This window comes from Roseimicrobium sp. ORNL1, assembly GCF_011044495.1.
Classification (GTDB): Bacteria; Verrucomicrobiota; Verrucomicrobiia; order Verrucomicrobiales; family Verrucomicrobiaceae; genus Roseimicrobium.
The window spans coordinates 544,498-565,352 of the sequence record NZ_CP049143.1; the positions used below are offsets into that span (position 1 = coordinate 544,498).

Sequence of the window (20,855 nt, forward strand, 5' to 3'; positions counted from 1 at the left end):
CGGTAGAGTGTCCCTATGGTTAAACTACCTTGCGCGAAGCGCTTTGGAGTGCGTGTGCGAAGCACCGCTTTTTGCGGCCCAACACCACTTACAATACACGGTTGCACCTGCAGCGCCCGCATCTTCAGACCCTTTTCCAGGACACACGCACCAGACTGCGTTCCTACATCCCCTCCGCACCCAGAACTCCCCACCAAAGCGGTGCTTCGCACACGCACTCCAAAGCGCTTCGCGCAAGGTGGTACACGCTCACTCGATACCCAGTCAGTCGCGCCTGGGTGGTCACGAGACGCGTTAGCAGCCTGGTTCTCATCCCCGTTTTACCCCCTCTTTACAGACAAGATTCCTTCCGCATTGAACAAATTCCCACACCCGCCCGTCATACAAGCGCGTTGACTTTTGCCCGACTCCCCGCGTAACTTCCCCGACTCATGAGCCGCACGGTCAGATCCTACATCGCCCTCTTCGCGCTGCTGGCGCTGGCGGGTGCGCAGGTATTTGGGCTGCAGCGAGGCTTCCTCTGCGAATGCACGGGCGAGACGGTCGAGACCAGCAAGGAATACTGCCATCACGTGGAAGGAAACGTTCCTGCATCCTGCGCGGAAGACCATCAGGGACATGAGCACCATGTCTCCAACACCGCATCGCGGGGGCACGAGCATAAGAATCATGGCCAGGGTGGCTCGCATGAGCACGCCCCGCTGAAGGTCACGCTGACCGCCGCTTCCCAGGGAAAGGACACCAGTGCCGCTGTGGTGGTGCCAGTACCGGTCCTCTTCGCCCTCGCGGAGCTTCCTGATTTCCTCTCTTTCCTGCTGGCTTTCCCGGGCGATACCGCCACGGAGACGACTCCAGCACCACCGTCACTGCATGGTGGTGGGCCGCCCGGCATCCGGGCCACGGCCAAGTGCATGGTTCTGCTGATTTGAGGCAGGACATCGCAGCGGCACGATCCGCTGCTTCGCGTTGATAAACCCTGCGCGGCTTCGTCATGCCTGCGTGGGAGTGATTCCACTCACGAACCCTGCACTGTCAGTTTTCCCTTTTTCGACTTCGATCTGCTCTCAACCAGCAAGCCTTGCCTCGCCATGCGCTCATCATCTTCTTTTTTCTTCACCCTTGTCACGCTCTGTGCCGTGCATCTGCCTGCGGATCTCTCCGCCAGGGAGGTGCGCGTGCCGTATGCCAGCGTCTCCTCCTACACCATCAAGAACAACCCCGCCCTCGCCGCCGCGCGACTGCGCATCGAGGAGGCGAAAGGCCGACTCATCGGCGCAGGCCGTCGCGCGAATCCCGAGCTCGGTCTTGAGTTCAAGCGGGACAACCACTTCCGCGAGGGCACCTTCGGTGTCTCCTTCGACCAGAAGTTCCCCGTCACCGCGCGCCTCCTCCTGGAGAAAGTGGTCGCGCAGAAGGACGTGACCGCCGCTGAGTTGGAGGTGCACGAGGCCGAGCGGAAGATGATTGCCGAGGTGAAACCGCTCGCCGTGAAGCTGCTCTCTCTGGACCAACAGCGCGACCTGCGCCAGAAGCAGGCCGACCTCGCGATGAAGCTCTCCGAGTTCGCCGCAGGACGTGCCAAAGCCGGGGAAATCTCCGCACTGGATGCGGCGCAGGCCCAGGTGGATGCCCAGCGCATCCTACTGGAGGGACGCCAGCTGGAGACAGAACGCATCACGTTGCTCGGCCAGCTCAAGCCCATGCTCGGCGTGCGGGACACGGACAGCCTTGCCATCACCGGCGTACTGCCCGCCATGACCTCCAGCCCCTCGAAAGGGAACTGGGAATCCCGCCCGGACTACCAGCTCTCCAAGGTACAGGAGGACGCGGCCCGCTCGCAGATTGACCTCGCGAGGTCGAAGAAGTGGGAGGACTGGACCGTGGGGGCGTTGTTCGAGCACGAGCGTGCGGAAGATGCGCCGGAGGGGTTGGATAAGACGCCCTTCTTCGGCGTGCGCGTTTCCATCCCGCTGCCGTTCTGGAACAAGAACGAGGGCGAGGTCGTGGAGAAGACGGCCGCCGCCAGCCGTGCGGCGCTGGAGACAAAGGCACTGGCCTTCCTCATCCGCAATGAAGTCGCGGCCGCTCGCTCCGAGATGAGCGCGTATGCAAACCTGGCGAGTGACACGAAGGACAAGCTCCTGCCGTTGGTGCTGGAGCAGACAGACAAGCTGGAGAAGGCCTACCAGAGTGGGCAGACGGACCTTCTCACCGTGCTGCGCGCGCGCGAGCAGCGCCTGCAACTGGAGGCCGCCGTGCTGAATGCCACGCGGGACTACCATCTGGCCCGCATCCGCTACGAGGCCGCCACGAACAACGGTCGCTGAAAACATTTCATATCCATTTCTGATATACCATGAAACTTGAGAAGAAGATTTCTGCGAGCCTGCTGGTGCTCATGTGCACCCTGGCAGCACCATTTGGCCTGCACGCACATGAAGGGCCTCCGGGAGTGCCCCACAGCCATGGCGACAAACAGCCAGCCAAGGAAGCGGCACCTGCCAAGGAGCAGGAGAAAGAACATGAGCACGAGCAAGGGAAGGAGCACAAGCACGAGGAAGGTGAGAAGGCCGACCATGACCACGATCACGGGGAAGGCGAAAAAGCAAAAGCCGACCCGAATCGCGCGACGAACACCGTGGTGCTCGATGAACAGGGCGTGAAGAACCTCGGCATCGAGACTGCCGAAGCAGAGGAGGGTGACTTTGAGGAAACGATCTTCGCGCTCGGTCGTGTGGAAGTGCTCCCGGGGAAGAAGGCCATCGTCAGCAGCCGCATTCCTGGTCGCGCCTTCTCCGTATTGGCTCTGCCAGACCAGGAGGTGGACCAGGATGAAGAGCTCATGTGGGTGGAGAGTCGCCAGCCCGGCGACCCGCCGCCAACTGTCATGCTCGGTGCGCCCATCGCAGGCACCATTGCCAAGGTGAACATCGCCCAGGGGCAGCCGATTGAGCCGAATGATTCGCTCATCGAAATCGTGAACCTCGAAACCGTCGAGGCAGCCGCGCAGGTGCCGGAGCACCTCGCGGGCAAGCTGAAGAAGGGGCAGAAGGCGCGCATCAAGATTGCGGGCTATCCGGACAAGGTATTCGAGGCGGAGCTGGCTCACCTCGGTGTGCATGCCGATGAAGAGAGCGCGACGGTCGAGGCTGCCTTCCATGTGCAAAATCCCGACAAGGTCCTGCGCCCCGGCATGCGTGCCGAGTTCGCCATCGTGGTGAATACGCGGGAGAATGTGCTCTCCATTCCGAAGGAAGCGGTGCAGGGCGATGCCTCCGGACGCTACGTCTTCATCAAGGACTACGAGCTCAAGAACGCGTTTGTGAAGACGCCGGTGGATCTCGGAATCAGCAATGACCAGTCCATTGAAGTCATCAGTGGTCTCTTCGCTGGAGATGAAGTGGTGACGAAGGGTGCGTACACCCTCACGTATGCCGGCAAGGGAAGCGTGAGCCTGAAGGACGCGCTCGATGCCGCGCACGGGCATCCGCACAACGAGGATGGCACCGAGATGACAAAGGAGCAGATTGCTGCCAAGAAGGGCGCTGGAGGTGGAGGCGACCACGATCATGACCACAGCCAGTGGACCATGGTGGCGACCTTCTTCGCCGCGACGACCGGGCTGCTGCTGGCTCTGCTGGTGGTGAGCATGTTCCTGAAGCGCCCATCCGCTTCCGCCTAATCACACCCGGGATCCGATCATGCTGAACAAGCTCATACGCTTTTCGCTGCACCATCGACCTTTGGTGCTCATGGCTTCCGTGCTGTTGATGGTCTTTGGCTATCAGACACTCACGAAGCTGCCGGTGGAAGTGCTGCCGGACATGACAAAGCCAACGGTGACACTGCTCACCGAGTGCCCCGGCCTCGCGCCGGAGGAGGTAGAGATGCTCGTCACCCAGCCGCTGGAGAGCGCCATTCAGGGCGTCGCCAGCCTGGACCGCGTGCGGTCAAACTCAGACGTGGGCCTTTCATTGGTCTTCGCGGAGTTTGCCTGGGGCACAGACATCTATCGCGCGCGCCAGCTCGTGCAGGAGCGCGTGCAGGCCGTGCTGGGGAACCTGCCCAAGGACGTGACGCCCGGCATGACGCCGGTGTCCTCGCTCATGGGTGAGATCCTTCTCGTGGGCGTGAAGAGCAACAAGAAGCCCGGTGAAAAGGGCTACATGGCTCCTCGCGACCTGCGCACCCTCGCGGACTGGAACCTTCGCCGGCGCTTGCAGAGCATCAACGGCGTCGCAGATGTGTTGAACATCGGCGGCGGCGTGAAGCAGGTGCAGGTGCAGCCCGACCCGAATCGCATGCTCGCGTACAACGTGAGCCTGGAGGAAATCAACCTTGCCACCGCGAAGGCCGCGGGAAATGCGACTAGTGGTTTCCTACAAGCTGGGCCGAAAGAAATCATGGTGCGCAACCTGGGCATGAGCACCAGCCTGGAGGAGCTCGGCAAGACCGTGGTGAAGATGGTGAAGGATCGTCCCATCCTGCTGCAGGATGTCGCGAAACTGGACTACGGCGTGCAAATCATGCGCGGTGACGCCAGCGTGAATGGGCAGATGGGTGTGATCCTCAGCATCGACAAGTCGCCCGGATTCGACACGCTGCGTCTCACGCATCAAATCGAGAAGGCGCTGGAGGAGTTGAAGCCCACCCTGCCGGAAGGCGTGGAACTGGAGTTGCTCTTCCGCCAGGGAGACTTCATCACGCATGCCATTGATAACCTGAAGGAGGCCATTCGCGATGGCGCCATCATGGTGACCATCGTGCTGTTCCTCTTCCTCCTGAGTGTGCGCACGACCTTCATCACGGTGATGGCGATGCCGCTCTCGTTTGCCATCACGCTGCTCACGTTCCGCCTCTTTGACGTGAGCGTGAACTCCATGACCCTCGGCGGTCTCGCCGTGGCCATCGGCATGGTGGTGGATGATGCGATTGTGGATGTGGAGAACGTGTTCCGGCGATTGCGGGAGAATGCGTCCTCGGCGAATCCCAAGCCGCGCATGGAGGTCATCGCCACGGCGTCGGGTGAAGTGCGAAACTCCATCCTCTACGCCACGGTGCTCATCATCCTGGTGTTCCTCCCGCTGCTGGGACTTGAGGGCTTGGAAGGACGCCTCTTCACACCCATCGCCATCGCGACCATGGTGAGCATGGCGGGTTCGTTCGTGGTGTCACTCACGGTCATTCCCGTGATGTGCTCGCTGCTGCTTCGTCCGAAGGAGGGCAAGGATCACGGCGATGGCTTCGTGGTGCGCGCGATGAAGAGTCTTGTGCGCCATACGTTCCTGCGTGCTGCGCTTGGGGCGCCACTCGTGGTGCTCGCCATCGTGGGCGCCATGCTCGTGGCGGCCTTCATGCTCTATCCCGCGATGGGCAAAGAGTTCCTGCCGTCCTTCAACGAAGGCAGCGCCACCATCTCCCTGGCGAATGCCCCGGGCACCTCGCTCGCACAGACGAATGAGGTGGGTGAAGTGGGCGTGCGTCTCCTGCAATCCATCCCTGAGGTGAAGAGTGTGGGCCGCCGTGCCGGACGCGCCGAGCGTGATGACCACGTGGTTCCTGTGAGCGTGAATGAGTTCGACGTGGAGTTCCACGAAGGCGGACGTTCGCGTGATGTGGTGTTCAAGGAAGTGCGCGACAAACTCGCCACCATCCCCGGTACCGCGGTGAACGTGGGCCAGCCCATTGGTCACCGGCTCAGCCACATGCTCAGCGGGGTGAGTGCGAAAGTCGCGGTGAAACTCTTCGGACCGAACCTCGATGTGCTGCGTGAGAAAGGCGCGCAGATACGTGAGATAGGCCAGAAGATTCCGGGTCTCACGGATGTGTACCTGGAAGCACAGGTGCCCATTCCACAGTTGAAGATTGAAGTGAACCGTGAGCGTGCCATGGCGTATGGCATCCAGCCTGGAGCGCTTAATGAGCAGATGAGCGCGCTCATCGGTGGCACTGCCCTCACTGAGTTGCGTGAAGGTGAGCGTACCGTGGACCTCGTGCTGCGCCTGCCTCCCGAGTGGCGTGATTCGCCGGAGAAGCTGGGTGATGTGCTAGTGGAGGCGCCGGGTGGACGACGCATTCCCTTGCGCCTTGTCGCGGACATCCGCGAAAGCAAGGGGCCGAACGTCATCAACCGCGAGAACACGCAGCGACGCATCGTCATCAGTGCGAATACGAGTGAGCGCGACCTGCAATCGCTCGTGCTGCGCTGGGAAAAGGAGGTGCGCGAGAAGCTGGACCTGCCACAGGGCTACTACGTCAGCTTCGAGGGCGAGTTCCGCGCGCAGCAGGAGGCAGCGCGTACGATTGCGTTCTACTTCGTGCTGGTGCTCTTCGCGATTGTCATCCTGCTCTACGGCTACTTCCGCAGCCTGTCACTGGCGCTTCAGGTGATGCTGAATATACCGCTCGCCCTCATCGGCGGCCTCGCGCTGACGTGGTTCATGATTAACAACATCAGCATCGCCACCATCGTGGGCTTTATTGCCGTCGGTGGGGTGGCAGCGCGCAATGGCATCATGATGATCAGCCACTACCTGCATCTCATGAAGCATGAGGGTGAAAGCTTCGGTCCGCCGATGATCATCCGCGGCACGCTGGAGCGACTTGTCCCCGTGGTGATGACGGCCTTGAGCGCCGGCATTGCGCTCATCCCGCTGCTGCTTTCCGCGCATGAGCCGGGGAAGGAGATCCTGCACCCCGTGGCGGTGGTCATCGTGGGCGGTCTCGTGTCCTCCACGCTGCTGGACCTCGTGGTCACGCCCGCGGTCTTCTACCTCTTTGGCCGCAGGGCCGCTGAATCTGCCGTCCGGAATGAAGCTCCTGCGGCACACTGAGAAACAAACCGACAAGAACTGAACAAACCAAACACGGAAATCATTTCTGACTTGAATCAGAGAACTCAAGCCAACGTCAAACCAACCCAAAGCCAAACCCACAATATGCAATCCATGAAAACGAAATTGATGACTCTCGCGCTGGCCCTCATCGCTGGTGTGGCCTTCGGCCACGGCGGCGTGGAACTCGGACCGAAGGGCGGACGCCTGCTGGAACTCAGCAAGGATGAGAGCATGCACGCCGAGGTCCTCGTGAAAGATGGCAAGTTCCATCTCACCCTCCTCGACAAGGATCTCAAGCCCGTGAAGGTGACTGAGCAAACCATCACCGCCACCACCGGTGACCGCAAGAGCCCTGAGAAACTCGAAGTGGCCAAGACCGACACCGGTTTTACGGTGCCCGTAGTAAAGGACGGCGCCTGGCTCATCGTACAGTTCAAGGCCACGCCCAAGGCCAAGCCCATCACGGCCCGCATGGAGTACGACACTGGCGAATGCAGCGAGTGCAAGAGCCCCGAGTGGCTCTGCAAGTGCAAAGAGGAGAAGAAGTAAAGCCTGAATAGGTTTCTGCCCTGGAACGCCCGCTGCCTGGAGAGGTGGCGGGCGTTTTCTTATTTATGATTGATGATTTGTGATTTTTGATTGGGAGGAACGCGCCCGCGTTGTGCTGCACCCTATCTTTTCATCCCATGTTCTACTACCTCATCAAACTCTTCTTGAGCGCCGGCATCATCGTGGTGGTGTCGGAGACGGCGAAGCGGAACAACTTTGCCGCGAGCATCATCCACTCCCTGCCGCTCACGTCATTGCTGGCCTTCATCTGGCTCTACATGGAGAAGAAGGACACCGCATTGATTGCGAATCACGCGTTCGGCACCTTCTGGTTTGTGCTGCCCACGCTTCCCATGTTCCTCGTGTTGCCGTGGCTCCTGCGTCAGGGCTGGGGCTTCTGGGCAGCCCTGGGCGTGTGCATTGCCGGGACAGTGGGATTGTATTTCGCAACGATTAAATTGCTGAAGATGGCGGGGGTGGAGTTATGAGGGCGCTGCGCTCACCTGCCAAGGAGCGGCTGCTTTAGCTGCCGTTGTATCCACAAGGAGATGTTCACGACAGATCCGGATGCTGTGACGGGAAGCGTCCTTGGACTGCGCGGAGCCCTGCTGCCGCTTTCCAGAGTCCACAGCCTGCTGTGGCGATGGTGACACCCGCTCGTGGGGTGATATCTCCGGAAGACTTGGCGACTTCGTCGCGGTGTAGCGTGCAGCAGGCTGCACTTCAGGAAAGCGGCAGCAGGGCTGCACGCAGCCCAAGGCCTTCGGCACTGCTTCTGGCTCGCAGGCCTTACGTTCACGTCAGATGTGATAGGAAAGCAAAGGTTTTGCCCGCTTCGCTTATCCTTCAACGGCAGCTAAAGCAGCCGCTCCTTGGGATGAGGGCATGGGCCCATCTCTCCCCCCTTCACTCCACATTCTGCACCTGCTCGCGAATCTTCTCCAGCTCTGTCTTCGCGCGCACGACGAGTTGCGCGAGTTGGGCGTGGTTCGCCTTGCTGCCCATGGTGTTGAACTCGCGGAACAACTCCTGCGAAAGGAAATCGAGTGAGCGTCCCACGGGCTCACCGCTTTCCATATACGTGCGGAACTGAGCGATGTGGCTCTCCGCGCGGGTCTGTTCCTCGGTGGTATCAATGCGGTCGGCGAAGAGGGCGATCTCTTTCACGAGGCGTTCGTCATCCAGGGGAAGTGGCAGACCGGCTTCCTCCAGGCGCTGGCGAAGGACTTCGCGCTGGCGCTGCACAATCTGCGGTGAAATCTCACGCGCCTCCTTCAGCATCACTTGCAGCGCATCGAGTCGCGCGGAGATGTCCTGCTTGAGGTTGAGCCCCTCGGTTTTCCGCATCGCAATCATCTGCGTCACTGCGGCATCCACGGCCTTCTCCAGATGAGGCAGGGCTTCTTCCGCGGTCCATGAGGATTGCTCAATCGTGAACACGCCGGGCCAGCGCGGCATTTCGGAGAGGGAGAGATTCTGGATGAGATGCAGCTTCTGTGCGAGGTGCTGGAGCGACTCTGCATACTGCTGCGCGAGGCCTTCATCCACACGCAGCTTTGACCCGGAGGCAGACCCCTGGTCCATGGAAATGCTCACCTGCACACGCCCCCGGGAGAGTTTTGCGGCACAGCGATTGCGCAGGGGAATCTCCAGCTCAGAAAGCTCGCGTGGCAGGCTGATCACCAGCTCCAGTTGTTTGCGATTGATGGAGGAGGCCTCCGCGCGCCAGACAATGCCATTCTCGATGGCTTCGCCCCGGCCAAATCCTGTCATGCTATGCATCGTAAAAAATGTTGAATGGTTCTCAGTTCCCGGTTCCCGGTTTTAGCTCAGGGGACTGAGCATCGCAAAATTGGATTTGTTTTGCAACGGTACGCAGCAATCACTCCTTAGGGGGCAGGGGTTGGTTCCAAAATCTTTTCAGCCTCCGGAGTCGCCATGAGCCACGTCGCTTTGGTCATGTCCGGGATGGTTGCATGGCCCTTTGAATTCACCTTCACGGGGACAAAGCCGAGCACCTCAATCATCTCCACATCGTGGCCCAGATGCGCCATGAGATCGATATTGCGCACACCGATGATGAGCAGCGGTTGCTCGCGGGGGATGTGTTCGGGTATGGCACGCAGTTGCAGCGTGGCGCGTCCGGCGTTCGTGAGCTCCAGCCGCCTGACAAAGGCCACCGAGCGCGCATACGGCCGGATCTCAAAACTGCGAGCCCAGTGGTTCTGGTTCTCGGAGGCGGTGAGCTCACACACATATTCGCCGAATTCGACGAGGGAGATGTGGAGTCGTGGATCGCCGGGTTTCACATCCCGGAGCACGGGCAGTTCCTTCTTTGCCGCTTCCAACAGTTGTGTCCGCACGTCCTCAGACACGGTGACGGCGGGTTTAGGCTTCTGGTCTTCCTGGTGATTGAAGAGGTAGTACCCGCCCGCCGCCACACTGGCGAGACCGGCGTGCACCACCAGCAGGGTGCCCACGAACGTGGCAAAGGAGCTGACGCCGCGCGCCGGATAGCCGGCACTGCGACGCTTCTGTTTGTTTGCGCCCCGCGGCTCTGGTGTCACGCGCACCACGGTCGGCACGAAGGTGGGGCCTTGCCGCTGACGCTGGGCAAGGCGCAACAGGAGCGCGGCCAGCTTGCGCATGGCTCCGGCACCGCCGGCTACCAGCATGAGCGGCATGCCCCACTCACAGCAGGTCCACATGCGGCGTCCCAGGCTGCCACCCGTCATGCCCGTAAGCAGGGCGACAAATGGAATGCCGACCGCGACCAGAGCCCACAGGGGGCGTCGTTCAGAAGGACTGACGTACATCACCAGCACGGTCACCAGGGGCCACATCCATATGGCGGAGATGCCATGAAGCGCCAGCGTGGCTATGAGCACCAGCAGAGAAGCGACGACCGCCGCCCACGGCTCCGTCTGACGAAAGAGGAGCAGCGCCGCACCAATCAACCCGATGAGCACGACACCGAAGTGATCCGGTCCGTGGAATTCCCACCACGTGAAGAAGGTCTTGATGCCACGCCAGATGGTCTGCACGTAGCGGCCGGGGTGGTCCTTCACCGCCTCCCGGTATTTTTTCATGTAGTAGTTGTAGCGTTCACCGTGCGTATCGGTCACGCCCTCCTGCTGCCACTCCGCGGCGACGTCCGTATTCCAGCGACCGTCCTCCGTGGCCGTGGCGTACATGAGGTTGGCACTGCTGGTGGAGAGATTGTTCACGCCATGCACCATGTGCTGGCGTACGAGCCAAGGCGCCCACGTCACCGCCACCATGCCCGCGAGGAAGATGGTTCTTCCCACGGCGCTGAAGAAACCGTTGCGGATATTCCATGTCGCAAAGGCCACGAGGCCATAGCCGATGAGGGCAAAGAATCCGAAGCCCGAGGCGAGATTTGCGCATGCCAGCAGGATGGCGGCGAGAGCGACACGCCACACCTCCGGTTTTGCCAGGGCTACCGCGAGCGCGAGGACCGCCGCCGCGCCGAAGAGCACGCCGAGTGTCTCCGTGAGCAGGAGCTGGGAGAAGGAGATGTAGTCCTCACCAAAAGCGATCTCCATGGCCCCAGCGAGACCGGCGAGGCGTGAGCCACCCTTGATGCCGATGGCGCACACCGTGGCCGCCGCCAGTGCGAGCCAGAAGGCATTCAGCGCCTTCGCCGCCAGCAGTGATGGCCCGGTGAGCATGTAGAGCAGGCTCACCATCGCCGGGTACAGCGGGCGTTGCGCCGCGAAGCCGCCCTCAAATCCCCGGCCGGCTGCCATGTTCACCGCCAGTTCATCCCAGCCGGAGGCATCGGTATACGGCACGCCTTTCACCGAGAAACAGCCCTCTGAATACTCCAGCGCCGCAGGCAGACGCCAGAAGGTGGTGATGAGGGCGATGGCGAATACGATTCCGACCACGCGAAGAGCCGGCACCGCATTCAGTTTGTCCGCGGCATCCCCAGCCATCTTTCTGGCGAGGGGTTGCATGGCCGTGCCAGCGCCGCCTGCGACCAGCAGGATGATGGAGAGGACCCACAGGGCCGGGCTCACGGGACGCGGCAGCAGCAGCGCCAGATTCCGTACATAGGGGCCAGGATCCTCGTTTCCCGGCAGGGAGAAGTAGATGTAGTCGCGCTGGATTTTGTACGTGCCCTGTCCCTTCTCCACGATGGTGGCGGCGTGCGGCACACGGAGGCCGATGGGCACGCCGTCCTTCAGGAGTTGCACCTCGTGCGCCGCTACGGACCCGCGCGCCCACTCGGGGAGTTTTGCCTTCCAGGCAAAGCCGTCCTGCTTGAGTTTCTCCGCCGCGGGCATCTGCCAGAAGCGGGACGAGAGCGTGCCGAACTGGTCCTGCACCACTGCGCCCAGCAGGAGCAGCAGGCCCAGGGCCGCAGTCGTCAGCGCGGTGTACGCGGCCGCACGTGTCTCCCACCATGAGGTCAGCGAGGGCGGCAGGGAAGGGAGGGGAAACACTTTTCCTTCATAGAGGGGCAAAGTTTGCGACGCAAGATCGCATTCTTTCAGAAGCATTGTATGCTCCCGGTCCCTTCCCCACCATGCTTTCTGCCCGCCTGCTCGCTCTGGAAACCTCTTGCGATGAGACTGCTGCCGCTGTGCTTACGGCGGAGGGCACCGTGCTCAGCAGCGTGGTGGCCTCGCAAATCGAGGCTCATCGCATTTACGGTGGGGTGGTGCCGGAGGTGGCCTCGCGAAATCATATCCTGCACATGCGCGGTTTGGTGGAGCAGGCGGTAGCAGATGCCGGTGTCTCGCTGAAGGACATCGGCGCCTTTGCCGCCACGAGCGGTCCGGGTCTGGTGAGCTCGCTCCTGATTGGCAGCACCACGGCCAAGGCACTCGCGCTGGCGGAGGGCAGGCCGTTTCTGGCTATCAATCATCTGGAAGGCCATCTCCTCTCGCCCTTCATGCCTGCGGGTGAGACTGCGCCCGAGACCCTGCCGGAGATTCCCTCCCACGTGGCGCTCATCGTGAGCGGGGGGCATACCATGCTCCTGCACGTGCGTGGAGTGGGGGACTACAAGCTGCTGGGTCGCACGCGTGATGATGCTGCTGGTGAAGCCTTCGACAAGGTGGCGAAGATGCTCGGCCTGCCCTATCCCGGCGGACCCGAGATCGACCGTCGTGCGAAGTCTGGGAAACGCGATGCTTATGACTTTCCGCGCAGCATGATGGAGCGCGGCAGCAACGAATTCTCCTTCAGCGGCCTGAAGACCTCCGTGCTCTACCTCCTGCCGAAAGTGGACCTCACGTCCGAGCAGGTCATGGCGGATGTGTGCGCCTCCTTCCAGGAAGCCGTGGTGGAAGTGCTGGTGGAAAAGACCGTGCGCGCCGCGCGTGCCTGTGGTGAGAAACTGGTCGCCGTGAGCGGTGGGGTGAGCTGCAACACCCGCGTGCGCGAGCTCTTTGCCAAACGCGCGAAGGACTTCGGCCTCACCCTCCAGCTCGCGCACCCAAGCTACAGCACGGACAACGCCGCCATGATCGGCTTCGCCGCCGTGCAGCGGTGGAAAGCCGGATACTCCTCACCGCTGGAGGTGGATGTGAATCCGAACTTGCCGCTGGTGGGTTGACGACCGTGTGTGGTACTCTGTGATGCCATGAGGAAAAATCACATCAGGCGGAATGTCTCATGGGCCGTGCTGGCCTTGGCTGTGACTGTCTGGTCTGCGATGACGCTTGCCCAGGCACCGCAACCGCCTGCGCAAGGGAAGACAGTCCTGCTGGTGGACGCATCAGATAAGGTGTCAGAAATCGCATGGGATCCTGGCCTGAGTTTTGGAGGGGCGGTGTTACGGAGCCAAAACCCTGGATGGCGACTCATCGTCCGCCTGTGGCGGGGGGACAAAAGCACGCGTTACAACGAGAGAGAGCTGAGGGAAAAATCGGTACAGAATCAACCATTGCAGGAGAATGATGTGGTCGTGATTGGGGTGGTGGATGAAGAACGCCTCCGTCGCCTTGAGAGTATCCCTGCCATTGCGCGTGCCTTGGGATTGCCGGCCACGAAGTCTCCTGGAGACAAGCCATCATCGGAGCGCCGGGCTGATCGCATCCTTAACTTTTGAGTTTTCCCATTGAGCCAGTGGTTGGCCTGTGCCTACGATGCCACCATGAAATCCGGCAGTGCTCCGAAGGATGCAGCCTCCCTCATGGAGTGGCTCATGGACAAGTCCGTGAATGGCACCGCGCCGCTCTCCTCTGCGGAGGACCTGGCGCAGGAGTATCTCATTGATGAATCCTATGCGGATGACGGCGAGCGCATCGATGCGCTCATCCAGTGGGAGACGACGAAGAACTTCACTGCGGGATTCATCACCGGACTGGGTGGCATTCTTACGATGCCCGTGAGTGTGCCGGCGGACATGCTGGCTTCCTGGCTCATCCAGGCACGCATGTCAGCGGCGATTGCTCGTATCTGTGGTTTTGATTTGAGCTCGGATCGTGTGCAGACTTTCATCCTCGCCTGCCTTGCAGGAGATGCAGTGAAGGACGTGGGCAAAGCCGCCGGGATCGACCTCACCCAGGGAGTGACCAAGACCATGATGAAGAAGGTCTCCGCCGAAGTCGTGGAGGAACTGCACGAGCAAGTGGGCAAGCGTCTCATGACTGCCGCTGCGAAGAAAGGTGCCACCAGCCTTGCACGTGGCATCCCGTTGTTGGGTGGAGTCGTGGGTGGGGTATTTGATGCGACGGCTTGCAACGTCGTGGGCCGCACGGCGAAGGCGTTGTTTTATCCACGCAGGAAGAGCAGGGCGGCTTGATCACCGAGGAACGGCGACTTTAGTCGCTGACTCACTCGCGCTTCGAGCGCGAGTGCAACGGCAGCTAAAGCAGCCGCTCCTTGAAGGCTTCTTGACACCCGTGCACCGCCCATCGCAACATCACTGTCATGACGATGACGCGCTCCCATTTCTCCACCTCGCTGTGCGCCGCGCTCCTGGCGGCCACATGCTGTAGCAGCTTCACCACCTCCTCGTGGGCGCGAGACGATCGCAAGCCCACCGTGCTCGCGCCGGCGCTGCAGAAGTTTGTGGATGACAACACCATCTCCGGTGCCGTGCTCATGGTCACGTCTCCGGACAAGGTGCTCGCGCTGGAAACCGTGGGCTCTGCCAATCTGGAGAGCAAGGCGCCGATGAAGGATGATGCGATGTTCTGGATTGCCTCCATGACCAAGCCCATGACGGCGATGGGACTCATGATGCTGGTGGAGGAGGGCAAGCTGAGCATTGATGACCCGGTGGAAAAACATCTGCCTGAGTTCAAGGGGCAGATGCTCATCGAGGAGAAGACTCCCGAGCGCGTGGTGCTGAAGAAGCCCCAGCGTCCCATTACAGTGAAGGACCTGCTCACGCACACGAGCGGCCTCATCAGCGACCTCCCCGGTGGCGGTTCGGCGTTGGACATGCTCACCCTCCAGGGTGCCGTGGTGGGCTATGCCGTCTCGCCCCTGCAGTTCGAACCGGGCAGCAAGTGGCAGTACTGCAACCCCGGCATCAATACCCTCGGTCGTCTCATTGAGGTGAAGAGTGGCCAGCCCTTCGCGCAATTCATGCAGGAACGTTTCTTTGAGCCGCTTGGCATGAAGGACACCACCTTCTGGCCCACGGAAGAACAGCTCAAGCGCATCGCCACCTCCTACAAGCCGGGACCTGAAGGCAAGGGTCTGGAAGCCACCACGGTGAAATACCTGAGCCCGAATCTGAAGGACCGTCAGCGCATGCCGCTTGCTGCAGGTGGTCTCTTCTCCACCGCGTCCGACCTGGCCAGGATGTACCAGATGGTGCTGAACGGCGGCAAGCTCGGCAAGAAGCGTTACCTCAAGGAGGACACGCTCAAGCTGATGACCACCAACCAGACCGGTGACCTGAAGGTGAGCTTCAGCGACGGCATGCACATGGGCCTGGGTTTCCACATCGTGAATACTCCCATGGGTGTGACGGAAGCGCTCAGCCCGGGCAGCTTCGGCCATGGTGGCGCTTATGGCACCCAGGCCTGGATCGATCCTACGAAGAAGCTCGCCATCGTGCTGCTCATTCAGCGCGCCGGCCTGCCGAACTCCGACAAGAGCGACATGCGCGCCGCCCTGCAGCGCGCCGCGGTGGATGCGTTTGGGAAAGAAGCTGCAGCGGCGGCGCAGTGAGTGAGTGGCGCCGGGCTTGTGCCTTACTTTTTGAAGTTTGTGTCGAACTGAGCCCCGCCTTTGTATCCCAGGCTCTTGTCGCGAGTCTCCGGGTTTGAAGAAGCAAACTTCTCCAGTGCGGGGCAGTTCGTCTCGAAATGCAGCAGTTGCTTGGTATCCGCATCGCGCAGGCCGAAGATGTACCATTTGTAAACCAGCCCGCCTACATTGGAGGCGTCCTTGTAGGCGTCGAACCTGGTCTTCGACGGCTTGAATTCAAATTCCCGTTTGGTGGCCTTGTCCACCGCGGGGATGGGAAGGGTTTCCGAACTCAGCACCTTGTAGACTTCACGGCGCTCCTTGTATTTCGCTTCGGTATCCATGGCGATGACGATCATGGTCGCCTCCATGGCTCCTTGGGCCTGGGTGGCTGCGCCTTCCACCACCACGGACGGAGAAATGTGCATGGTCTGCTCGTAGTAGGAACCCTTCACCGTGTCACGTTTGGTGCCCACCTTGGGCTGCACGCGCAGCGCCGGAAACTTCTGCTGCAGGGAGGCGGGCACACTTGTTTGAGCGGAGGCCACGCCGGTGAGCAGCAGGGCAGCCGTGGCCATGAGGAGAACGGAAAGGCGTTTCATAAGGTAGGGATGTTGAAGCATGTGGGCGGGCGGGCATGCATTCTGCCACAGACCCAACGCAACAATAAGGAAATGTTGTCAGTTGTTTGTGAAAATTCTCATGCCGTGTCAGGTGGGTCCTCATGTCGCCCGCCGTCTTCATGCATCACCACTTGTGCCTCAGGCAACTCCGTGACAGCATGCGGCCATGAGTATTGCCTTCTACCATATTGCTCACCTGGTTGGATTGATTCTCCTCTTCGCCGGCTTCGGCGCGCTTGCCTCTGGCAACCGGAAGGGAATGATGTATCACGGCATCGGTCTGCTGATCCTGCTGGTCGCGGGATTCGGACTGATTGCGAAGCTGCAAGTTTCGTACGCGTCCCATTTTGTCATTGGGAAGGGTCTGATCTTCCTCATTCTCGGCTTCCTGCCGGTGTTGGTGAAAAAGAACGTCCTGTCCGCCACTGCCGTGCTTTGGATAGCCATCGCGCTGGGCGGATTGGCTGCCTATATGGGCTACCTGAAGAGGCTGCCGTTCGTATCTTGAACTGTGTCTTCAGTTTCAATCGTTAACACCCTCAGAACGGGGAAGTCTGTGCTGATGCGGCGAGTGTGCCTGCTGCCACTCCGCCGCGCCGCACGTATCCTTGGTGCCATGTTGTTCATGCCATCGACGCTCCTTCCCCAAGGCCTTGCCTATCCCGAGACGAAAAAGCAGTCCGTAGAGGATGACTACTTCGGCACGAAGGTACAGGACCCGTATCGCTGGCTGGAGGATGACAACAGTGACGAGACCAAGGCCTGGGTGGAAGAGCAGAACAAGGTGACCCTTGGCTGGCTGGAAAAAATCCCCCAGCGGGACCAGATTCGCAATCGCCTCCAGGAGCTCTTCAACTTCGAGCGGTTTGGCGTTCCTTTCAAAAAAGGTGGGCAGTACTTCTACACGCGCAACACCGGTCTGCAGAACCAGAGCGTGCTGTATGTGACGCCTTCTCTGGAGCAGGAGGGGCGCGAACTGCTGGATCCCAACAAGCTCTCCGAAGACGGCACCGTCTCTCTCACGGAAACCGCGGTGAGTGAGGATGGGAAACTCATGGTGGTAGGCACCTCCAGCGCGGGCAGTGACTGGCAGGAATTCCGCATCAAAGACATCGCCACCGGCAAGGACCTGCCGGAAGTGCTGCAGTGGATCAAGTTCAGCGGCGCGACCTGGATGCGCGATGACAGTGGCTTCTTCTACTGCCGCTACCCCAAGCCGGAAGGCGGCGCGGCTCTCACCGAGCGCAATGAGAACCAGAGTGTGTGGTTTCACGTTCCCGGAAAAAAGCAGTCCGAGGACAAGCTCATCTACGCCCGCACGGACCAGCCCGGCTGGAGCTACAGCCCCTATGTCACCGAGGATGGGCGCTACCTGATTCTCAGCATCAGCAAGGACACGAGTTCGAAAACGCAGGTCTTCTACAAGGATCTCACCCAGGAGCGTTCGGGCTTTGTGGAGTTGCTCACGGGATTCGACGCCGCGTACAACTTCATCGAAAACCAGGGCTCCGTGTTCTACTTCCACACGGACTTCAATGCGCCGCGTTATCGTGTCGTCGCCATTGATGTCACCAAGCCGGAGAAGAAGCACTGGCGTGAAATCATCCCGCAGACGGAGCACAAGCTGGAAGGCGTGGCTATGTTGGGTGGCCAGCTCATCGGCGAGTATCTGCAGGATGCGAAATCCGCCGTACGCACGTTCGACCTGGAAGGCAAACTCATTCGGGATGTGGCCCTGCCCGGCATCGGCAGCGTTGGTGGATTCAGTGGGGAGAACTCAGAGACGGAGAGCTTCTATGCCTTCTCCGGCTTCACCGCGCCGACTACCATCTTCCGCTATGATGTGCCCACCGGCGTGAGCACTGTCTGGCGCCAGCCGAAGCTGAATTATGACGGCACACAGCTCGAAGCGAAGCAGGTCTTCTACAACAGCAAGGACGGCACGCGCGTGCCCATGTTCATTGTGCACAAGAAGGGCCTGAAGCTGGATGGCAATAATCCGTGCCTGCTTTACGGTTATGGCGGCTTCGATATCAGTCTTACCCCAAGCTTCTCCGTAAGCCGTGCGGTGTGGATGGAAAAGGGTGGCGTCTTCGCCATGCCCAACCTTCGTGGCGGTGGCGAGTACGGCTCCGAGTGGCACGAAGCTGGCACCAAGCTGCGCAAACAAAACACCTTCGATGACTTCATCGCCGCTGCAGAGTGGCTCATCAAGGAAGGCTATACCCAGCCCTCGAAGCTCGCGATTCAAGGTGGCAGCAACGGCGGCCTGCTCGTGGGCGCCTGCATGCTTCAGCGCCCCGATTTGTTTGGCGCGGCGCTGCCGGGTGTGGGTGTCATGGACATGCTGCGCTTTCACAAGTTCACCATCGGCTGGGCATGGAAGAGCGACTACGGCAGCAGCGAGAAGCCGGATGAGTTCAAGGCACTGCTCAAGTACTCCCCGCTGCATAATCTCAAGGAAGGCACGCGCTATCCCGCCACCCTCGTCACCACGGCGGATCATGATGACCGCGTGGTGCCCGCGCACAGCTTCAAGTTCGCTGCGCGGCTGCAGGAATGTCAGGCCAAGGATGGCCCGCCCGTACTCATCCGCATCGAGACCAGCGCCGGCCACGGTGGCGGCACCGCGCTGAGCAAGATCATTGAAGAGACCGCGGACGAGTGGGCCTTTCTGCTGAAGGTGCTCGGGGTGGAGTAGCGGCCAGCCAGCGATGCGCCAGAAGGGTTAGCTGTTTCCTGAATCCAGGGTCTCCGATTCTCTTTTTGGAGGTTCAATCACTGGGATCATACCTCCGTTTGCATCAAGTCGGACTCCTGCTTCGTTCAACCACCTCAGGCAATCGCAGCTTACTCCCGACCAGATGAAGACGGAAAAAAGCCCGACGGATTGTCCATTGTCGATTTTTATTCTCCCCACCTTTGAGAATCCCAATTTCTTGTAAAATGCCGCTGAAGTTGGGAGGGCTGTGATCCCGAGGATTGCATTTCTGTTTTCCCCGGAAAGCATGGCGATAGTCGCGAAGATCATCGTGGTGCCAACGCCACTGCGATGATGGACAGGATCCACCAGCACGTAGGCTAGCGAGATTTGGTTGCCCCGGGCATAGCGTGCGAGGGTGAATGTGGCCAGGAGCTTGTCCCCATCCTCCACGAGCAGGACAAGCTGCTTTCCGCCGTAAATCACATCAGCGTATTCCTCCAAGTGATCGGCAGGAAGTCCGTGAGGGATGTTCCGCTCGTAAAGTCCCAGGCACTCTGGTAACCGCTCCGCTGGACAAACTGAAATCTTGAGGGCCCGGAGTTTCCTCAGGGCGGACTTGGGCCAGGGGTATCCAAGATACCACCAAAGGTCTTTGAAGAATTGGAGCATGGGAGGGTCAAGCCAAGGCAATCAACCCGTGAAGCGCTGGGAAATCACCTCACCTCAAACGGCCTGCTGTCGATCACCTTGCCATTCTGCAACAGGTCCACACGATACCTCCCCACAGGCGCAGGCTCGTCCAGCTTCAGGCTCGTCCGCAGTCTCCGGTAGATGCCGTCCGGCAGATCGGCACGGCCGATGGGCACATCCTTAACCTTGCCGGCATCCACCTGTGTCCATTTGTATTGCACGCCGGTTCCTTTCACGGGTGTCTTCAGGCTCCATTCCGCAGTCAGCACGGTATCGGTATTGTCAAAGGCGGATACTTCGGTGTTTTTTTCGCCCTTGGCATCTGTCCGGAGCAATGCAAATCCTGCCAGCTCGATCGGCATCACTGGAACTACCGTCCGTGGAGGTAAAACACTTTTTACGGTGAACGGCTGGCGGGTCACCTCCTTGCCATTGATCACCAGACTCACCTCATGCTTGCCTGCCGGCCAGCCATTGTCCGGCCGGAAGGTGAAGGAGAAACCGCAGTCCTGCTTGTTCTCTTCCATCGTGTGGCTGTTCGTGCCCTTGGGGTCGGCCTTGCCATTGACCAGCCAGGTGATGCGCAGCCAGGTGCTCACGCCAACGTCCGCCATGCCTTTGAAGATGACACTGTCCTCCGGAGCGAGCTCCACCTCGGGCTCCAGGGGCTGCCGCTGACCCATGACCTCCTTCTCAAAGGCGGTGGACTTCAGCTTGGTCTCGATGGCGCCCTTGGGTGGAGAGATGTGAAAGGGGAATGAGCCCTGCACTTTTTCATCCAGCGTGAGTTCGGCCCGGTACATGCTGCCGATGGGCAGCGGATTGCCGGGCGCCAGGTGGAAGCCTGCAAAGGTGCTCTGACCTACGACGGCAAGTGCTCCCTTGCTCGTGGACGCCAGGTCCACCTTGGCTTCGCCGATAGCCGTGCTCTCCATCAGAAAGCGACAACTGAGCACGCCGCTCTTTGGCCGGCTTTTCAATTCCACCGAGAGGTACACCGGTTCATCAGGCAGGAAGGTGTCCGTCTTCTCTCCAGGCGTTTGATTGTCCGCCAGACTACGGCTGAAGACGGCCTGCTTCACGATGCTCTCCTTTTCCTGTCCAGGGGCGGGCAGCGAAAATGCGATAGCAAGCGTAAGCAAGCTTAGGGAGGCAAATCTCATCACGCCATAGCAAAGCAGAATGGAAGCGGCACGCAAATGGCTGTTGATTCGCGTTTGGAGTGCTGGGGCAACCGTGCTTCCTTCATTCACGCTGGATATGGGATTGGTTTCA

At 60.4% G+C, this 20,855-nt stretch carries 16 protein-coding genes; 11 read left to right on the top strand and 5 right to left on the bottom strand.

Annotated elements, in window-relative coordinates:
* The first annotated feature begins 431 nt into the window (after positions 1-431).
* The 6 genes from G5S37_RS02155 (at position 432) to G5S37_RS02180 (ending at position 7,873) form a co-directional block, all read left to right on the top strand.
* Entirely contained in the window at positions 432-929 is a 498-nt protein-coding gene (locus tag G5S37_RS02155) for a hypothetical protein (RefSeq protein ID WP_165200308.1), read from the top strand.
* A 159-nt stretch (positions 930-1,088) separates the two neighbouring features.
* Positions 1,089-2,327, top strand: a complete 1,239-nt coding sequence (locus tag G5S37_RS02160) for a TolC family protein (RefSeq protein ID WP_165200310.1) — start codon at positions 1,089-1,091, stop codon at positions 2,325-2,327.
* Between the two features lie 29 nt (positions 2,328-2,356).
* The gene (locus G5S37_RS02165; protein ID WP_165200312.1) at positions 2,357-3,682 is read left to right on the top strand and encodes an efflux RND transporter periplasmic adaptor subunit; all 1,326 of its coding nucleotides are present in this window, start codon (positions 2,357-2,359) and stop codon (positions 3,680-3,682) included.
* Between the two features lie 19 nt (positions 3,683-3,701).
* Positions 3,702-6,833: an efflux RND transporter permease subunit gene (locus tag G5S37_RS02170; protein WP_165200314.1), complete on the top strand. Its 3,132-nt coding sequence runs from the start codon at positions 3,702-3,704 to the stop codon at positions 6,831-6,833.
* A 114-nt stretch (positions 6,834-6,947) separates the two neighbouring features.
* The gene (locus G5S37_RS02175; RefSeq protein WP_165200316.1) at positions 6,948-7,385 is read left to right on the top strand and encodes a hypothetical protein; all 438 of its coding nucleotides are present in this window, start codon (positions 6,948-6,950) and stop codon (positions 7,383-7,385) included.
* Between the two features lie 137 nt (positions 7,386-7,522).
* A complete protein-coding gene (locus G5S37_RS02180; protein ID WP_165200318.1) occupies positions 7,523-7,873 on the top strand; it encodes a DUF3147 family protein in 351 nt (116 codons plus the stop codon).
* Between the two features lie 418 nt (positions 7,874-8,291).
* Here G5S37_RS02180 and G5S37_RS02185 read toward each other — a convergent pair whose 3' ends face one another.
* Together G5S37_RS02185 and G5S37_RS02190 are read right to left on the bottom strand one after the other, a co-directional pair.
* Positions 8,292-9,158 (bottom strand): YicC/YloC family endoribonuclease, encoded by an 867-nt coding sequence (locus G5S37_RS02185; protein ID WP_165200320.1) that lies wholly within the window; start codon positions 9,156-9,158, stop codon positions 8,292-8,294.
* A 116-nt stretch (positions 9,159-9,274) separates the two neighbouring features.
* Positions 9,275-11,854, bottom strand: a complete 2,580-nt coding sequence (locus G5S37_RS02190; protein WP_165200322.1) for a hypothetical protein — start codon at positions 11,852-11,854, stop codon at positions 9,275-9,277.
* An 83-nt stretch (positions 11,855-11,937) separates the two neighbouring features.
* Between G5S37_RS02190 and tsaD the strand changes: the two genes are divergently transcribed.
* The 3 genes from tsaD to G5S37_RS02205 all read left to right on the top strand — a co-directional run bounded on the left by tsaD (position 11,938) and on the right by G5S37_RS02205 (position 15,545).
* Positions 11,938-12,972, top strand: a complete 1,035-nt coding sequence (tsaD, locus tag G5S37_RS02195; RefSeq protein WP_165200324.1) for a tRNA (adenosine(37)-N6)-threonylcarbamoyltransferase complex transferase subunit TsaD — start codon at positions 11,938-11,940, stop codon at positions 12,970-12,972.
* 540 nt (positions 12,973-13,512) lie between these two features.
* The gene (locus tag G5S37_RS02200) at positions 13,513-14,163 is read left to right on the top strand and encodes an EcsC family protein (protein WP_165200326.1); all 651 of its coding nucleotides are present in this window, start codon (positions 13,513-13,515) and stop codon (positions 14,161-14,163) included.
* A 128-nt stretch (positions 14,164-14,291) separates the two neighbouring features.
* Positions 14,292-15,545, top strand: a complete 1,254-nt coding sequence (locus tag G5S37_RS02205) for a serine hydrolase domain-containing protein (RefSeq protein ID WP_165200328.1) — start codon at positions 14,292-14,294, stop codon at positions 15,543-15,545.
* A 23-nt stretch (positions 15,546-15,568) separates the two neighbouring features.
* On the opposite strand, the gene G5S37_RS02210 is transcribed toward G5S37_RS02205, so the two are convergent.
* The gene (locus G5S37_RS02210) at positions 15,569-16,165 is read right to left on the bottom strand and encodes a hypothetical protein (RefSeq protein ID WP_165200330.1); all 597 of its coding nucleotides are present in this window, start codon (positions 16,163-16,165) and stop codon (positions 15,569-15,571) included.
* Positions 16,166-16,352: 187 nt separating this feature from the next.
* Between G5S37_RS02210 and G5S37_RS02215 the strand changes: the two genes are divergently transcribed.
* Both G5S37_RS02215 and G5S37_RS02220 read left to right on the top strand, forming a co-directional pair.
* Positions 16,353-16,694, top strand: coding sequence for a hypothetical protein (locus tag G5S37_RS02215; RefSeq protein WP_165200332.1), 342 nt, complete (start codon positions 16,353-16,355; stop codon positions 16,692-16,694).
* A gap of 117 nt (positions 16,695-16,811) precedes the next feature.
* Positions 16,812-18,887: a prolyl oligopeptidase family serine peptidase gene (locus G5S37_RS02220; RefSeq protein WP_165200334.1), complete on the top strand. Its 2,076-nt coding sequence runs from the start codon at positions 16,812-16,814 to the stop codon at positions 18,885-18,887.
* Between the two features lie 27 nt (positions 18,888-18,914).
* Here G5S37_RS02220 and G5S37_RS02225 read toward each other — a convergent pair whose 3' ends face one another.
* Positions 18,915-19,559 carry a GNAT family N-acetyltransferase gene (locus G5S37_RS02225; RefSeq protein ID WP_165200336.1) on the bottom strand — a complete coding sequence of 215 codons (645 nt, stop codon included), beginning with the start codon at positions 19,557-19,559 and terminating at the stop codon, positions 18,915-18,917.
* 44 nt (positions 19,560-19,603) lie between these two features.
* Positions 19,604-20,722: a hypothetical protein gene (locus G5S37_RS02230; protein WP_165200338.1), complete on the bottom strand. Its 1,119-nt coding sequence runs from the start codon at positions 20,720-20,722 to the stop codon at positions 19,604-19,606.
* Positions 20,723-20,855: the final 133 nt, after the last annotated feature.

Coding starts and splice junctions, on each gene's coding strand:
- G5S37_RS02155 (WP_165200308.1), top strand. CDS start 432: ATGAGCCGCACGGTCAGATCCTACATCGCCCTCTTCGCGCTGCTGGCG.
- G5S37_RS02170 (WP_165200314.1), top strand. CDS start 3,702: ATGCTGAACAAGCTCATACGCTTTTCGCTGCACCATCGACCTTTGGTG.
- G5S37_RS02205 (WP_165200328.1), top strand. CDS start 14,292: ATGACGATGACGCGCTCCCATTTCTCCACCTCGCTGTGCGCCGCGCTC.
- G5S37_RS02185 (WP_165200320.1), bottom strand. CDS start 9,158: ATGACAGGATTTGGCCGGGGCGAAGCCATCGAGAATGGCATTGTCTGG.
- G5S37_RS02215 (WP_165200332.1), top strand. CDS start 16,353: ATGAGTATTGCCTTCTACCATATTGCTCACCTGGTTGGATTGATTCTC.
- G5S37_RS02175 (WP_165200316.1), top strand. CDS start 6,948: ATGAAAACGAAATTGATGACTCTCGCGCTGGCCCTCATCGCTGGTGTG.
- G5S37_RS02220 (WP_165200334.1), top strand. CDS start 16,812: ATGCCATCGACGCTCCTTCCCCAAGGCCTTGCCTATCCCGAGACGAAA.
- G5S37_RS02210 (WP_165200330.1), bottom strand. CDS start 16,165: ATGAAACGCCTTTCCGTTCTCCTCATGGCCACGGCTGCCCTGCTGCTC.
- G5S37_RS02165 (WP_165200312.1), top strand. CDS start 2,357: ATGAAACTTGAGAAGAAGATTTCTGCGAGCCTGCTGGTGCTCATGTGC.
- G5S37_RS02200 (WP_165200326.1), top strand. CDS start 13,513: ATGAAATCCGGCAGTGCTCCGAAGGATGCAGCCTCCCTCATGGAGTGG.
- G5S37_RS02180 (WP_165200318.1), top strand. CDS start 7,523: ATGTTCTACTACCTCATCAAACTCTTCTTGAGCGCCGGCATCATCGTG.
- tsaD (WP_165200324.1), top strand. CDS start 11,938: ATGCTTTCTGCCCGCCTGCTCGCTCTGGAAACCTCTTGCGATGAGACT.
- G5S37_RS02160 (WP_165200310.1), top strand. CDS start 1,089: ATGCGCTCATCATCTTCTTTTTTCTTCACCCTTGTCACGCTCTGTGCC.
- G5S37_RS02225 (WP_165200336.1), bottom strand. CDS start 19,559: ATGCTCCAATTCTTCAAAGACCTTTGGTGGTATCTTGGATACCCCTGG.